The following is a 15531-nucleotide window of genomic DNA, read 5'->3' on the forward strand; positions in this document are numbered from 1 at the left end:
TATGTCTTATCTTTGCATTCGTTTTAGTTTTAAAATTAGTTAATATACTAAAGCCGTAGTTCCTCTTTATACAGGAGCTGCGGCTTTTTTTGATTTAACTATGAAATCACTAAACAGAGGATAGAGCATTGATAATAAAATCATTGTATTTCAGAAATTTATAGATACAAAATGTATCACTTGTAATAAACTAAGAAAGTTGAAATTTAAAGAGAGGTTGGTGGGATGTATGAAAGAGCTTCAGAATACTTCGAACAACACAGTAAAACAAGTATGGGAGTGCCCTCGGATGGAAGTGCTGGATATCAGCGAGACCATGAACGGTGGACAGGGGATTTGGCAATATGTTTGGGACGGAGAATTCTGGAAGCTTGAACTTATGGTCAGTTAATTTAAGAGGTTAAAGAGGAATGTTTGATCAATAAAATAAATGGTGAGGTGTAGTGAGAAGATGCAGACAAGTATCAAATGGATCATTCGACTAAGTACACTATCTTTATGTTTCATTTTGTTTGGAATCATGTATTCCGGAGTTTCTTATGCAACCGATCCGTCTACACAGGCAAGTGTATCAGGTAAAGTTATTGATCGTCAGGGATTACCTGTCAAGGACGCTACTGTCAAGTATTTGCTTAATTATCGTGGAGATACGTCAGAGAAAAGTGTGAAGACGGATGGGAATGGACGGTATCGTATTATAGAGTCCGTTGAAGACAATACGGACATTACTTTTGTAGTTGAAGCAGAGGGTTATGTGACGTACAGACACTATAGCTCCTACGGATTGTCCGGGGGAGAGCAAATACAGCTTGATTTTCATATTTATGAGCCATCCACGATTGTAGGAACAGTCAAAGATCAGGCAGGCAGACCTGTTCCAGATGCTCGTATAAAAGTAACAAGTGTCTTTGATCGTATAGTGAAAACTGATCAGCAAGGTCGATATGCGGTTACAGGAATTGATTACGCCTATAATCCGAACATTGCAATATGGGTAGATGCCGATGATTATATGTTATATGAACAGGATCGCTTGGGTGTCCGGGAGGGAGGAACCTTGAGAATGGATGTTGTTTTGGCAGAGGCGGCACACGTGCGAGGAAAAGTTGTAGATGAGTCGGGCAATCCAGTAAGTGGGGCTAAAGTTAATGCTGGAGGTTCGGCAACAACAGATGCTCAAGGCAACTATTTAATAAAGCGCGTACCAACAGGGGTTAGAACGATAACGGGAGAAGCAGCAGGATATCTAAAAATGAGCCTGAGCGTTACTCTTGTAAAAGGAGATCATAATACGTTTAATATCGTACTTAAGAAGGATGCAGATATTACACCTCCAGTAACCAAGTACAGATTAGTTCCTATTACAGATACTGTGAACGGGAAAATATACATCAAAGGATTTACATTCAGACTTCAGGCAACAGACGAAGTCAAAGGTTCGGGCGTAAAAACAACGCAATATCGAATCAACGGGGGAGAATGGAAGAACTATGAAGGACCCGTCAAGTTTTATGCCCCTGATGTCAAGGTGGTAGAGTACTATAGTACAGATGTTGCAGGTAACCAGGAGAAGTACAACAAAATGGATTTTATTAATGGCACATTTGAAGGGAATGGCACGTTTGAAGGGGAGAGTTACGACGATTGATTACTCGTTGATATGATATGTGAATAAATAACATGAGAATAAAAGACGGTTCTGACTTTATGATCCCTCGTGGTGAATCAAGATTCAGAGTCGTCTTTTCTGTTGGAATGACCCTAACGGTACTGACCTTTGCCTCCCCTTTGAATCTCGTGATCAGATGGGTGTATAATCAAGAAGGTAAACTGGTATTTTATTATGTCATAAAGAAATTATATTGAATGTACAAGGCCGCGAATCACTATTGCGGTTGCAAATGATTTTATAAACAGGAGGTACGGCCGATGAGTAAAGCTACGAAAACAACAAATGAAGTCAGAAATGCGATTCAAAACCGTCGTACGGTGAAAAAATTCAAAAAAGAAGCTGTTCCTACACAGCAGATTATAGAATTGCTGGATACGGCAGTCTGGGCTCCTAACCATAAACTGCGTGAACCTTGGAGATTTTTGTTATTTACCGGGAATGGACGGAAGAAACTGGCTGAGGCTATTGACGCAGAAATGGGAGAAGACAACAAATTCTCACCCAATATTATGCAAGTTCCATCCGTTATGCTTGTCGTGCTGGAAGAAGATCCAAGACAGAATATCTGGGACGAAGACTTCGCTGCGGTCAGTGCATTGGTTCAAAACTTTATGCTTGCAGCCTGGAGTGAAGACATTGGAACGTTCTGGGTGACCAAGCCATTTTTATACGCTCCCAAATTCCGCAAACCGCTTGGAATAGAGGCGGGAGAGAAGATTGTAGGCATGATTTATATGGGTTACCCTGATGTTATTCCTTCTGCCAAAGAACGCACACCAGCTAAGGACAAACTCACTCTTTTTGAATAATAAATTGTTGCAGACCTTAGCTATATACGATCCCCATACGTTTACAGGGAAATCGACGTACAAGTACCTTTCTTCACAGAAGAGAAGGGCTTGTACGTTTTTTTGTCATGTTGGAGTATCCGCATTGTAGAATCTGCATAAGGAATCCTTCTCGATTTTCCTCTGATGTCTGCAGTTTCATGCCCATTTCACTGCCTTTGGGTAAATAGGCCTGTTCTTTCCTCCATATGCTTCTAAAATAGCTTCAAAATAAATTAAGATCCAATTGACGATACTGGATGGCTTCAGCCACATGAGCTGTCACAATTTCACCTTCATGGTCCAGATCGGCAATTGTCTGTGCCATCTTGATAATCCGATCATGTGCACGCATGCTCAGGTTTAACGTTTGCAGCGTTTGCTCTAACAGTTGCTCTGCCTCTTGGGGGAGATGGATCGTTCGTCGCAAAAGCGTGCCCGAAAGCTGGCTATTCCAACGGACTGAACTTTTGGCATAACGTGTAGCCTGAATTTGATGAGCGTGGATCACTTTTGCCTGCATTTCTTCAGAGGAAGGGGAAGCAGCAGACTTGCGCCACTCGCCTGGTGGAGGAACCTCAACCTGAAGATCAATGCGGTCCAGCAGTGGTCCTGAAATTTTGGCTCGGTACGCGGCAACACGGGCTGGACTACATATGCAGCGTTGCTCCTCCGAATGAGCGGACAAATATCCGCAGGGACAGGGATTCATGGAACATGCAAGCATAAACTGGGCCGGAAAGGTGAAAGCAGCCCGTGCCCGACTAATTGTCACTGTGCGATCCTCTAACGGTTGCCTTAATACCTCCAGCACTTGGCGCTGGAATTCAGGTAATTCATCCAGAAACAATATGCCCCGGTGGGCAAGGCTCACTTCACCCGGTTTTGGGATACCACCGCCTCCAATCAGACCAGAGGTGGATATCGTGTGGTGAGGAGAGCGAAAAGGTCTGTCTGCAATCAGGCCTTGAGGCGCTTCTTTCAACTTGCCTGCGGCACTTAATACTTTGGTGACTTCCAACGCTTCATCTTCTGACAAAGGAGGAAGGATGGAGGGTAGACGTTTGATTAACATCGTTTTGCCCGTGCCTGGGGGTCCAACGAGCAGTATATTATGCATGCCGGCTGCAGCAATCATAAGCGCGCGTTTTACATGATGCTGCCCTAGAACATCACTATAGTCGTCTGCAAATAATGGTGTTTGTCTCGTCTTCCTATCCGCCATCTTATGAGTCTTATCAGTTATAGGAGCAGCGAGGTGTGCATAATTTTTCAACACGACTGGTCCTGCATTCGAATTATTTGGTATTCCCACTGAATTAGAGGGTTGATCTGGGTTTTCCGGAGCAATATCCTGTAAATGACGAATGCCAAAAACCTGGATACCTCGAATCAGTGACGCTTCCTCCACGTTATCCAAAGGTAGGAGCACGGACGTAAAGCCTTGCCGTTTGGCCAGATCCACCATGGATAAAATGCCCGGCACGGACCTGATCGAACCGTCCAACGCCAGTTCGCCAACCAATAGTGTCCGTTCCTGGGGAGGAAGTACAAGCTGGCCGCTTGTCATAAGTAAACCAATAGCAATGGCTAGATCAAAGGAAGATCCTTCCTTGCGCAGATCAGCGGGGGCCAGATTGATTGTGATTCGCTGTAAAGGATACTGATATCCGCAGTTTTTAATCGCTGCACGAACACGTTCAACGGCCTCACGAATGGCTGAATCCGGTAAACCGATGATGGATGTCTGTGGTAGACCATTGGATAAATCGGTTTCCACCTCGATCAGAACACCATCGATTCCGTACAAACACGCACTGTGTAATTTTCCGTACATAACAAAGAAACACCTCACTCGATTCTTGACTCCGCATAATACGGGCCAGTCTACGAATTAAGGTGCTTCCTCAGCTTCTATTAAGCATTTTATATAAAAGGAATCATGGAGTCAACCTGTCATTATCATTGCTGTAGTCATCTTTCCTGATCCCTGAATTTTATTTCTGGAAGGAAATCATTAAATTGCTTTGGCGAAAATGGTCGTATAAACTTTCATTATGGTAATTAAATTTGACCTGAGAAAGCGTGAATCTGTTCGTCGGACTTATCTATTATTGTTGTTAAACCATGGGGATGAACTGCTGATTATCTAATTATATTTATGTTTTACACAATCTAATTTATCATAATTAAATTGAATAGTAAAATCATTTGTGCTCAATTATTCTGTTTTTTTTCTATTTTGTGATAGTATAGATCTATAGTTCCCGTCTTATTAGGAATAGATTGCACAATAGGCAGGTGAGAAAGACATATGCAGACTGACAGTTTGAAGCTGGATAACCAATTATGCTTTGCCATATATGCTTGTTCACGTGAGATTACGAAGATGTACCAGCCTTATCTGGAGGTACTTGGCGTAACGTATTCCCAGTATTTGGTGTTGATGGTTTTATGGGAACGTGAAGAATGTACGGTTAAGGAGATCGGGGAGGCTCTCTATCTCGATTCGGGAACGTTGACACCACTTCTCAAACGTTTGCAGTCAGCAGGACTTATTAATCGCGAACGCTCGGCTCAGGACGAACGAAAAGTATTAATTACACTAACCGACTCGGGTCGTGAGTTGCGGAACAAGGCATTATCCATACCTGAATCCATTCAGGGAGATGCGTGTTTGAACAGTACAGAGTTTGAAACATTGCTGGGTCAGTTCAAAGGATTGCTGGAGAAAGTTCACGAAACCAACACCAACGCAGCCAAAAAATAAAATGTAGTTTTACATCAAGGAAACCTCAGTTTTTAGCTGAGGTTTTTTCCATATATACCCAAGCATTCACAATATGGGATCATACTCATATCAAAATACTGTCTATTAACCATTAGTTTTTTAAGGAAAGCGTTTTAAAAACGTGTTACAATGAATTGGGCTTGAGTGAAAATAGTCAACATTTGTCTTTTGTTAGTCTACCAACCCGCCTTGTTGCAGTCATGTTGATAGGAGGATTCGAGAATGAATATCCATGAATATCAAGGAAAAGAAGTACTGAAACAGTATGGAGTTACCGTTCCAAACGGAAAGGTTGCTTATACAGTCGATGAAGCGGTCGCGGCCGCTGAGGCATTGGGCAGTCCAGTGACTGTTGTCAAAGCACAGATTCACGCAGGTGGCCGGGGTAAAGCCGGCGGCGTAAAAGTGGCAAAGAGTACGGATGAAGTTCGTGCCTATGCTTCTGAAATTCTGGGCAAAGTATTGGTAACACACCAGACTGGACCAGAAGGTAAAGAAGTGAAACGTCTTCTGATTGAAGAAGGATGCGATATCCGCAAAGAGTATTATGTGGGTGTTGTTGTGGACCGTGCCACAGGCCGTGTAGTTATGATGGCTTCCGAAGAAGGCGGTACTGAGATTGAAGAAGTAGCTGAAGCTACACCTGAGAAAATTTTCAAAGAAATCATTGACCCTGCCATTGGATTGCAAGTGTTCCAGGCCCGTAAACTGGCTTACAGCATTAAGATTCCGAATGAACTGGTGAACAAAGCTGTTAAGTTCATGCTCGCGCTGTACACTGCATTTGTCGAAAAAGATTGCTCTATTGCCGAGATCAATCCTCTCGTTGTTACCGGAGATGGAAACGTTATCGCGCTAGATGCGAAATTGAACTTTGACTCCAACGCCCTGTTCCGACACAAAGACATTTTGGAACTGCGTGACCTGGATGAAGAGGATGAAAAAGAAATCGAAGCTTCCAAATACGACCTCAGCTACATAGCACTTGATGGCAACATCGGCTGTATGGTCAATGGTGCGGGACTTGCGATGGCAACGATGGACATTATCAAATACTACGGTGGAGACCCGGCCAACTTCCTTGACGTTGGGGGCGGTGCGACAACGGAGAAGGTGACTGAAGCATTTAAGATCATCTTGTCCGATGCCAAAGTAGCTGGGATCTTTGTTAACATCTTCGGTGGCATCATGCGCTGTGATGTTATCGCCAATGGTGTTGTTGAAGCCGCGAAGCAGCTTGGCCTGACCAAACCGCTGGTTGTTCGTCTTGAAGGAACTAACGTGGAGCTTGGCAAACGTATTCTGGGTGAATCTGGCCTGAATATCGTTCCTGCTGATTCCATGGCCGATGGTGCACAGAAAATTGTTGCCCTCGTAAAATAAGCTCATTCCTTAGTACCGGAGCTGTCCGGGAATTGAAAAATAACCGTAAGGATGTGAAGCAACGTGAGTATTTTGATCGATAAAAATACAAAAGTCATTACGCAAGGCATTACGGGTTCAACGGGAATGTTCCACACGAAGGGCGCATTGGACTACGGAACCCAGATGGTAGGCGGAGTTACACCGGGTAAAGGCGGAACTAATGTGGATATCACGTTGGAAGACGGCACAGTAGCTAGTCTGCCGGTGTTCAACACTGTGCAGGAAGCGAAGGAAGCTACAGGCGCAACAGCGAGCGTCATTTACGTTCCTCCTGCATTTGCAGCAGATTCCATTATGGAAGCTGTTGATGCTGAGCTGGACCTCGTAATCTGTATTACAGAAGGTATTCCGGTTCTTGACATGATCAAGGTTGACCGCTTTATGGAAGGTAAAGATACTGTCCTGATCGGACCAAACTGTCCAGGTGTCATTACACCAGGAGAATGTAAAATCGGTATCATGCCTGGTTATATCCATATGGCAGGGCACGTAGGCGTTGTTTCCCGTAGTGGAACACTTACCTATGAAGCCGTTCATCAACTGACGACACGTGGCATTGGACAATCTTCTGCTGTAGGAATCGGGGGAGACCCTGTAAAAGGCTCCGAGTTCATTGATATTCTCAAACGGTTCAATGAAGATCCACAGACTCATGCGGTCATCATGATTGGTGAGATTGGTGGTACAGCTGAAGAGGATGCTGCAGATTGGGTACGTGAAAACATGACCAAACCGGTTGTTGGCTTTATCGGTGGCGTAACAGCGCCTCCAGGCAAACGGATGGGCCATGCTGGCGCTATTATCTCTGGCGGTAAAGGTACAGCCAAAGAGAAAATTGCGAAGCTGGAATCATGTGGAATCAAAGTAGCACCAACTCCTGCTGAGATGGGTTCGACTTTGGTGAGTGTACTTGAGGAACGCGGTATTTTGAATTTGTGCACGACACATTAATTCTTTTTCGTTATAATAGAAGAAACGGCTCGGAAATGATTTATTTCTGGTAGACCGACTATTATGGTTACGGAAAAGGTAAGCAACCTTTTGTCCTTGAACAGGGCGAAGGGTTGCTTTTTTGCGTTTTTTTTTACGGGAAAAGGAGGAGGAATTGTCTCTCATCTGCGTAAACGCTTGCATTCCGTGGTCACTTAACACACAATATGAGGGAAGATCTCTTCCCGCTTTGGGAGGTTTATGGTATGAAAGAAAGATGGATCTTGTTTGGGTTACATGAGATGGAGGGCATTGGCAAGAAAACAATCTCGAAACTGATTCTGGGACAACATGAATTACCCGAACTATTGAATTATGGGGAAAGCGACTGGGTCGCAGCAGGCTTGCGGAAAGATCAGGCTGCACGTTTGGCTAGCCAATTTACTATCGACTGGATTGAGAGTAAAAGAGAACACGTTTACAATCAGGGGATAGAGGTTATTACTTATCTGGATCAGAATTATCCCATATTAATGAAGGAAACCGTTCAGCCTCCCTGGGTAATGTATGCTCGAGGGGATGTTAGTTTGCTACACAATTCGTCTATTGCCATGGTGGGAACTCGTATGCCAACCGTGTATGGGCGCAAAGTTGGAGAAAAGCTGGCAGAGCAATTATGCAATGCAGGACTGACGATTGTAAGCGGGCTTGCCCGTGGTATTGATAGCGTATGTCATGAGGCAGTACTACGTGCCAAAGGAAAAACGATTGCAGTATTCGGAACAGGGATTGATAATATATACCCACCCGAAAATACAAGCCTCGCTGAACGAATCGCGGAGACGGGGCTGCTTTTGTCGGAATATCCACCAGGTACGAGAGCGCGCCAGGGATTATTTCCGGAACGGAATCGAATCATTGCCGGTCTGACACTGGGAACATTGGTTGTTGAGGCTGACATTCGCAGTGGTTCACTCATTACAGCAGATGCTGCGCTTGAAGCAGGCAGGGATGTATTTGCAGTCCCTGGACCTATTACATCGCCGAAAAGTCGGGGAGCACACAATCTTATCCGTCAAGGGGCCAAATTGGTCACTTGTGCAGCAGATGTATTGGAAGAGTATCGATTGGGCTTGCCAAATGCAGAACAACTTCCTTACAATAGAGGACGTTCGACCGAAACAACCGAGCCTTCCGGGCGAGGGATATTCGCTGAGGTTAAGCTCTCTCCAGATGAACAACGTGTGATTTATCTGTTGGAACAGGGAGAACAATCATTGGATCAACTGGTTGAGCTGCTTGGTTGGGATTTTGGACATTTGCATTCAGTTCTGTTATCTTTAATCATAAAAAAGCAGATTAGCCAATTACCAGGCACTAAATACGCGAGGGTATGACGAAGCTACAACCTACGTAGTGCGTGGAAATATATAATTAGCAGAAGTTATTAACTATGCATAAGCTTACAGAAACAGTTTCATGACAGTTTCATGACTGAGAGGAGGATGAACCTATGGCGGATGCACTCGTAATCGTGGAGTCGCCCTCAAAGGCGAAGACGATAGGCAAATATTTAGGCAGCAAGTTCATCGTAAAAGCTTCGATGGGGCATATTCGCGATTTGCCAAAGAGTCAGATCGGCGTTGAGGTAGAGAATGATTTTAATCCGAAATATATTACGATCCGCGGCAAAGGTTCAATTTTGAAAGAACTGAAGGATGCACGGAAGAAAGTGAAAAAAGTGTATCTCGCAGCTGACCCGGATCGCGAAGGTGAGGCTATCGCATGGCATTTGGCCCATGCTCTTGAACTGGATGATACGGCAGATTGCCGGGTAGTATTTAATGAAATTACAAAACAGGCGGTCAAAGATGCGTTCAAAACGCCGCGGAAAATCAATATGGATTTGGTTAACGCGCAGCAGGCAAGACGTATTCTGGATCGACTCGTTGGATATAAAATTAGTCCGTTATTATGGAAGAAAGTGAAAAAAGGTTTGTCTGCAGGCCGGGTTCAGTCCGTGGCTGTTAAAATCATTTTAGATCGTGAAAATGAAATTGATGATTTTGAGCCGGAAGAATACTGGAGCATTACCGCCAAACTGACAGCAGACGGCAATCCGTTTGAAGCCAAGTTTCATAAACTGAACGGGGCCAAAACAGAGCTGGGCAGTGAAGCGGAAGTGCAAGCGATCCTGAAACAGATCGAAGGTGCAGACTTTACGATCAAGGAAGTTAAAGAGAAAGAACGGAGCCGTAACCCCTCCGCCCCGTTTACGACGAGTTCTCTGCAACAGGAAGCGGCACGTAAATTGAATTTCAGAGCTTCCAAGACGATGTCGGTCGCCCAACAACTATATGAAGGTGTAGACCTTGGAAAAGAAGGCACAGTAGGTCTCATCACGTATATGCGTACGGACTCCACACGAATTGCGGCATCTGCACAAGAAGAAGCCAAAGAATATATCGTTGGTAAGTATGGTGAGCCATTTGCACCTGAGACTCCACGAAACTATTCCAAAAAAGCAGCTAATGCTCAGGATGCGCATGAAGCGATTCGTCCAACTTCAATTCTGCGTGACCCTGACTCAATCAAGTCATTCATGAGTCGCGATCAGTTCCGGTTGTACAAACTGGTATGGGAACGTTTTGTTGCGAGCCAGATGTCTTCGGCTATCCTGGATACACTCTCTGTAGATATTGCTGCGGGGGACACCATTTTCCGTGCAGCAGGTTCGAAGGTACGATTCCAAGGTTTCATGAAGGTATATGTTGAAGGAAACGACGATGGTACAACCGATGAAGACCGTCTGCTGCCCCCGTTGAAAAGTGGAGATGTACTTGAGAAGCAGGAGATTGAGCCAAAACAGCATTTTACACAACCGCCACCCCGATATACGGAGGCAAGGTTGGTTAAGACGCTTGAGGAATTGGGTATAGGGCGTCCGAGTACATATGCGCCAACACTGGAGACCATTCAGAAGCGCGGATATGTTGCAATTGAGGAAAAGAAATTCATGCCGACCGAGCTGGGTGAACTGGTCATCGAACAGATGGAAGAGTTTTTCCCGGAAATTCTGAATGTAGAGTTCACCGCAAACATGGAAGGTGATCTTGACCATGTGGAGGAAGGTTCGGAGGATTGGGTCAAAGTACTCGCAGAATTCTATGAATCTTTTGAGAAACGCCTTGAGTTTGCGGAAGAAGAAATGAAAGAAATCGAGATTGAAGACGAAGTGTCGGATGAGATCTGTGAGAAGTGTGGCAAACCGCTGGTTTATAAACTCGGACGTTTTGGCAAGTTTCTTGCGTGCTCGGGCTTCCCTGATTGCCGGAATACCAAACCGATTATCAAGGATATCGGCGTGACTTGTCCGAAGTGTAAGGAAGGTCATGTTGTTGAGCGTCGTAGCAAAAAAGGACGTATTTTCTACGGTTGTGACAAATATCCTGAATGTGATTTTGTCTCATGGGACAGACCTTCAGCCAAACCATGTCCAAGTTGCGGATCGCTAATGATTGAAAAGCGGAACAAAAAGGGAGCACGATTGCAGTGTACTTCATGTGATCATCAGGAGCCGGTGGATGAACCGGATGACGAATCAGCAGATTAGTATATATGTGAATCAATTATAGTGAAATATGAAATTGCTTTATGGGGGTAAATGATTTTGACGAATGAACAACAAGTAACCGTTATTGGTGCCGGGCTGGCAGGAACAGAAGCGGCCTGGCAGATTGCAAGTCGCGGCGTACGCGTAAAATTATACGAGATGAGACCTGTTGTGAAAACACCAGCCCATCATACGGATAAATTTGCAGAACTGGTATGTAGCAACTCGCTGCGTGCGAATGGATTGACCAATGCAGTGGGTGTGTTAAAAGAAGAAATGAGAATGCTCAATTCTCTCGTATTGTCAGCAGCAGACAAACATGCAGTTCCCGCAGGTGGGGCGCTTGCTGTGGACCGGGATGGATTTTCAGGTGAGATTACATCCACGTTGCACCAGCATCCGCTTATCGAAGTGGTGAATGAGGAATTAACTTCTCTGCCGGAAGAGGGCATCGTTGTTGTTGCAACGGGGCCGCTGACCTCACCTGCATTGTCTGAGCAAATCAAGGCACTAATGGGGGAAGAGTATTTCTACTTCTATGATGCAGCTGCACCGATCATCGAAAAAGATTCAATTGATATGAATAAAGTGTATCTGGCTTCCCGTTATGATAAGGGTGAAGCGGCATATCTGAACTGTCCGATGACAGAAGAAGAGTTTGATGTCTTCTATGAAGCTCTCATTACTGCTGAAGTCGCTCAATTGAAAGAGTTCGAGAAAGAAATCTACTTTGAAGGTTGTATGCCAATCGAAGTGATGATGAAACGCGGAAAACAGACGGCTCTGTTTGGTCCAATGAAACCGGTAGGTCTGGTTAACCCTCATACAGGAGAGTTGCCACATGCGGTTGTTCAGCTTAGACAGGACAATGCAGCTGGAACCCTGTATAACTTGGTGGGTTTCCAGACGCATCTGAAATGGGGAGAACAGAAACGTGTCTTTTCCCTTATTCCTGGACTTGAAAATGCAGAGTTCGTTCGTTATGGCGTAATGCACCGTAATACATTTATTAACTCTCCTAAACTGCTTCTTCCGACGTATCAGTTTAAAGAGCGTCCAAACCTGTTCTTTGCAGGTCAGATGACGGGTGTAGAAGGATATGTGGAATCTGCTGCATCAGGGCTTATTGCCGGCATGAACGCAGCCAAAGCAGCACTTGGGCAGGAACTGGTGGTATTGCCGGTAGAAACAACACTTGGCAGTATGGCTCAGTATATTACAACTGCTGACTTCAAGCACTTCCAACCAATGAACGCAAACTTTGGTTTGTTGCCGAAGCTTGAAACAAAGATTCGTAACAAAAAGGAAAAAAATGAAGCTCTTGCACAGCGTGCACTGGATGGCATTACTAGTTTTGCTGCGGCAGAAGGTCTAACTGTTCCGGAACGCGTATAAATTATTCGTGGGAGGATGCTGATATCATGGATATGTCATTTCATGCTACAACGATCTGTGCTGTTCGTCATAATGGTAAGGCTGCAATCGCAGGAGATGGTCAGGTGACCATGGGCCAAAGTGTTGTGATGAAGAATACAGCCAAGAAGGTAAGACGTTTGTACCGCGGACAGGTTGTTGCTGGCTTTGCTGGTTCTGTGGCGGATGCGATCACCCTGTTTGAGAAATTCGAAGGTAAGCTCGAGGAGCACCATGGTAACTTGCAACGTGCTGCTGTAGAGCTTGCCAAGGATTGGCGTCAGGATCGGATCTTGCGTAAGCTTGAGGCGCTGTTGATTGTGATGGACAAATCAGGTATGCTGCTCATTTCAGGCGGCGGGGAGATAATTGAACCAGATGATGACGTTATTGCTATCGGATCAGGTGGAAACTTCGCCTTATCTGCTGCGCGTGCGTTGAAACGTCATGCAGTAAATCTGGAAGCCAAAGATATTGCGCGTGAATCACTTCAGATTGCCTCGGAGCTATGTGTATATACCAATAATAATATTATTGTAGAAGAGTTATAAGCCAAAGAAATCTCCCGTAGTGGAGCATGATTCTGTAATCTGCTCCAGGACGTCTAGGGGATTCTTTGTCCTTGTTAGGAAAAATAAATTCAACATACTGGTAGGAGGGAAGCAATATGAATACTCAAGCGTTAACACCTAGACAGATTGTTGCAGAGCTTGACAAGTATATTGTAGGTCAAAAGAAAGCTAAAAAATCGGTAGCGGTAGCTCTTCGTAATCGTTATCGGCGTAGCCTTTTGCCTGAGCACACTCAGGACGACATTGTGCCTAAAAATATCTTGATGATTGGACCTACCGGTGTGGGTAAAACGGAAATCGCCCGTCGCCTTGCTAAACTGGTAGGTGCGCCATTTGTGAAAGTGGAAGCTACCAAGTTCACTGAAGTAGGTTACGTTGGCCGTGACGTTGAATCGATGGTGCGTGATCTGATTGAGACATCACTGCGGATGGTGAAGTTGGAGCGGACTGAAAAAGTGAAGGACAAAGCTGAAGAAGCTGCCAATGAGCGAATTGTACATATTTTGGCTCCTTCACAGTCCAAGTCCAAGAGTCAGCGTAATCCCTTTGAGATGATCTTTGGTAATAATGGCAACAACGTTCAGGAACAGGATGAGCCAGAACCGGATACTGGGGTTGCCGAACGCCGCCGTAAGATCAAGTTTGATCTGTTGTCCGGCAAGTTGGAGGATGACATCATTGAGATTGATGTCGAAGACACTGCGCCTAACATGATGGACATGTTTGCTGGACAAGGTAATGATCAGATGGGCATGAATATGCAGGAGATGTTTGGTAGCCTCTTACCTCGTCGTACGAAAAAGCGCAAGCTCGCCATCAAAGAAGCGCGCAAAGTGTTGACCCAGGAAGAAGCAGGCAAATTGATCGATATGGATGATGTTACACAAGAATCCATTCGTCGAGCAGAGCAGACAGGTATCATTTTCATAGATGAAATTGACAAGGTCGCCAGTCAAGGGCGCGGTAGTGGTCCTGATGTATCCCGTGAAGGTGTGCAACGTGACATACTGCCTATCGTAGAGGGCTCTACAGTAATGACGAAATATGGTCCTGTCAAAACGGATTATATTCTGTTTATGGCAGCTGGCGCATTCCATGTCGCCAAACCCTCTGATTTGATTCCTGAGCTTCAGGGACGCTTCCCAATTCGTGTGGAACTAAGCAGTCTAACACTGGAGGAGTTTGTTTCCATTCTGACTGAACCCCAAAATGCACTGACCAAGCAGTATGTTGATCTGTTGCGGACAGAGAATATTGAGATTGAGTTCTCGGATGAGGCCATTCGCGAGATTGCCAAATTGGCTGAATCCGTCAATCAAAATACAGAAAATATAGGTGCTCGTCGATTGCATACGATTCTTGAAAAGCTTTTGGAGGATTTATCCTTTGAGGCACCTGAGCTTACACTGGAACGTATGGTGATCACTCCGGAGTATGTTCGGGAGAAATTAAATGATATTGCGCTTGATCGTGATTTGAGCCAGTATATCCTGTAACATGCGGCTAGCAATGCAGTTGTTAAAATGATGCTATAAATGAACGGTATGCAAGAGAGTAGAGAACATTTGTGTGATCGACAAAGGGAAGCAATCCTTTAATGAATCACAAAGGCCCTCTTACTTGGCGCATATCGTTTATTTTTGTTTCTATCTAAAGGATTTTGATGTTACAACCGATAAAAGATGTGTGGTTGTTATACGGATCGACAAAACCTAGGACTTGTGCCGCATGTATCCGGAGTTAAAACCTATCGGAGTGGTAGTTATTCTTCCATTCCATACCCAATGATTCCCATTAAAAGAATTTTCCTTATTCCAAGTCTGGTCATCGGTTTAGTCGACAGATTGGTAAATGTTGCGTAAATGCGCAAAATGATGAATTATTGAAAAGTTTGAAGTCACTAATTGTTTTCTTAAAATTAAAATATATAGACCCCACTTAATTGTTAAGAAAGTGTTGTGTGGGCAAGACGAGTTTTCTTTATTCTTGAAAGATAATTTGTCAATTGATTAATATACAGCTTTGTATGTATACCTATCATATTGTCCTTAAACCCTTAGTGTAACGGCAAAAAATTCTAACATTATCAACTATGAAATATTCGGAAATATACATAATTACGGGCGTTATAAGCTCATGTTGAGACTCGAAATTTTTTTTTTATTTTAAGAATGTTAAAGAACAATAAGGGAGAGTATTAACATACTTTTGTTTTGGGCCCGAACATTTACGAAAAAATTCATAATTTGCAGAAAATACACAAAAAGCCCCGTCTTTCAGAAAAGATA

At 44.3% G+C, this 15531-nt stretch carries 12 protein-coding genes; 11 read left to right on the plus strand and 1 reads right to left on the minus strand.

All coding sequences use genetic code 11. The features are described from left to right. The first annotated feature begins 229 nt into the window (after positions 1-229). The 3 genes from MHI52_RS11425 to MHI52_RS11435 all read left to right on the plus strand — a co-directional run bounded on the left by MHI52_RS11425 (position 230) and on the right by MHI52_RS11435 (position 2481). The gene (locus MHI52_RS11425; protein WP_139331839.1) at positions 230-391 is read left to right on the plus strand and encodes a paeninodin family lasso peptide; all 162 of its coding nucleotides are present in this window, start codon (positions 230-232) and stop codon (positions 389-391) included. Positions 392-451: 60 nt separating this feature from the next. Then, complete coding sequence (locus MHI52_RS11430) at positions 452-1648, plus strand: carboxypeptidase-like regulatory domain-containing protein (protein ID WP_405159043.1); 1197 nt, start codon at positions 452-454, stop codon at positions 1646-1648. Between the two features lie 281 nt (positions 1649-1929). Continuing rightward, positions 1930-2481 carry a nitroreductase gene (locus tag MHI52_RS11435; protein WP_036609391.1) on the plus strand — a complete coding sequence of 184 codons (552 nt, stop codon included), beginning with the start codon at positions 1930-1932 and terminating at the stop codon, positions 2479-2481. A gap of 244 nt (positions 2482-2725) precedes the next feature. Here MHI52_RS11435 and MHI52_RS11440 read toward each other — a convergent pair whose 3' ends face one another. After that, complete coding sequence (locus MHI52_RS11440) at positions 2726-4336, minus strand: YifB family Mg chelatase-like AAA ATPase (protein ID WP_340982843.1); 1611 nt, start codon at positions 4334-4336, stop codon at positions 2726-2728. 477 nt (positions 4337-4813) lie between these two features. Here MHI52_RS11440 and MHI52_RS11445 point away from each other — a divergent pair, with 477 nt between their 5' ends. From MHI52_RS11445 to hslU, 8 genes are all read left to right on the plus strand, one after another. Continuing rightward, positions 4814-5269, plus strand: coding sequence for a MarR family winged helix-turn-helix transcriptional regulator (locus MHI52_RS11445; RefSeq protein WP_036609387.1), 456 nt, complete (start codon positions 4814-4816; stop codon positions 5267-5269). A 243-nt stretch (positions 5270-5512) separates the two neighbouring features. After that, the gene (sucC, locus tag MHI52_RS11450) at positions 5513-6673 is read left to right on the plus strand and encodes an ADP-forming succinate--CoA ligase subunit beta (protein WP_036609384.1); all 1161 of its coding nucleotides are present in this window, start codon (positions 5513-5515) and stop codon (positions 6671-6673) included. A 63-nt stretch (positions 6674-6736) separates the two neighbouring features. Further along, positions 6737-7666: a succinate--CoA ligase subunit alpha gene (sucD, locus tag MHI52_RS11455; protein WP_074094556.1), complete on the plus strand. Its 930-nt coding sequence runs from the start codon at positions 6737-6739 to the stop codon at positions 7664-7666. Positions 7667-7911: 245 nt separating this feature from the next. Further along, the gene (dprA, locus tag MHI52_RS11460; RefSeq protein ID WP_076318521.1) at positions 7912-9042 is read left to right on the plus strand and encodes a DNA-processing protein DprA; all 1131 of its coding nucleotides are present in this window, start codon (positions 7912-7914) and stop codon (positions 9040-9042) included. 116 nt (positions 9043-9158) lie between these two features. After that, on the plus strand, positions 9159-11258 hold the full coding sequence (gene topA / locus MHI52_RS11465) for a type I DNA topoisomerase (protein WP_047842473.1): 2100 nt from the start codon (positions 9159-9161) through the stop codon (positions 11256-11258). Positions 11259-11309: 51 nt separating this feature from the next. After that, positions 11310-12653 (plus strand): FADH(2)-oxidizing methylenetetrahydrofolate--tRNA-(uracil(54)-C(5))-methyltransferase TrmFO, encoded by a 1344-nt coding sequence (gene trmFO / locus MHI52_RS11470; protein ID WP_405159044.1) that lies wholly within the window; start codon positions 11310-11312, stop codon positions 12651-12653. Positions 12654-12679: 26 nt separating this feature from the next. Continuing rightward, positions 12680-13222: an ATP-dependent protease subunit HslV gene (gene hslV / locus MHI52_RS11475; protein ID WP_017689194.1), complete on the plus strand. Its 543-nt coding sequence runs from the start codon at positions 12680-12682 to the stop codon at positions 13220-13222. Between the two features lie 116 nt (positions 13223-13338). Further along, the gene (gene hslU, locus MHI52_RS11480) at positions 13339-14739 is read left to right on the plus strand and encodes an ATP-dependent protease ATPase subunit HslU (RefSeq protein ID WP_036609375.1); all 1401 of its coding nucleotides are present in this window, start codon (positions 13339-13341) and stop codon (positions 14737-14739) included. Positions 14740-15531 lie beyond the last annotated feature (792 nt).

This window comes from Paenibacillus sp. FSL H8-0283, assembly GCF_045040675.1.
Taxonomy (GTDB): domain Bacteria; phylum Bacillota; class Bacilli; order Paenibacillales; family Paenibacillaceae; genus Paenibacillus; species Paenibacillus amylolyticus.

Bases quoted from the DNA above. Each gene is read 5' to 3' on its own strand.
- MHI52_RS11425 (WP_139331839.1), top strand. From the start codon at position 230: ATGAAAGAGCTTCAGAATACTTCGAACAACACAGTAAAACAAGTATGG.
- MHI52_RS11430 (WP_405159043.1), top strand. From the start codon at position 452: ATGCAGACAAGTATCAAATGGATCATTCGACTAAGTACACTATCTTTA.
- MHI52_RS11435 (WP_036609391.1), top strand. From the start codon at position 1,930: ATGAGTAAAGCTACGAAAACAACAAATGAAGTCAGAAATGCGATTCAA.
- MHI52_RS11440 (WP_340982843.1), bottom strand. From the start codon at position 4,336: ATGTACGGAAAATTACACAGTGCGTGTTTGTACGGAATCGATGGTGTT.
- MHI52_RS11445 (WP_036609387.1), top strand. From the start codon at position 4,814: ATGCAGACTGACAGTTTGAAGCTGGATAACCAATTATGCTTTGCCATA.
- sucC (WP_036609384.1), top strand. From the start codon at position 5,513: ATGAATATCCATGAATATCAAGGAAAAGAAGTACTGAAACAGTATGGA.
- dprA (WP_076318521.1), top strand. From the start codon at position 7,912: ATGAAAGAAAGATGGATCTTGTTTGGGTTACATGAGATGGAGGGCATT.
- topA (WP_047842473.1), top strand. From the start codon at position 9,159: ATGGCGGATGCACTCGTAATCGTGGAGTCGCCCTCAAAGGCGAAGACG.
- trmFO (WP_405159044.1), top strand. From the start codon at position 11,310: ATGATTTTGACGAATGAACAACAAGTAACCGTTATTGGTGCCGGGCTG.
- hslV (WP_017689194.1), top strand. From the start codon at position 12,680: ATGGATATGTCATTTCATGCTACAACGATCTGTGCTGTTCGTCATAAT.
- hslU (WP_036609375.1), top strand. From the start codon at position 13,339: ATGAATACTCAAGCGTTAACACCTAGACAGATTGTTGCAGAGCTTGAC.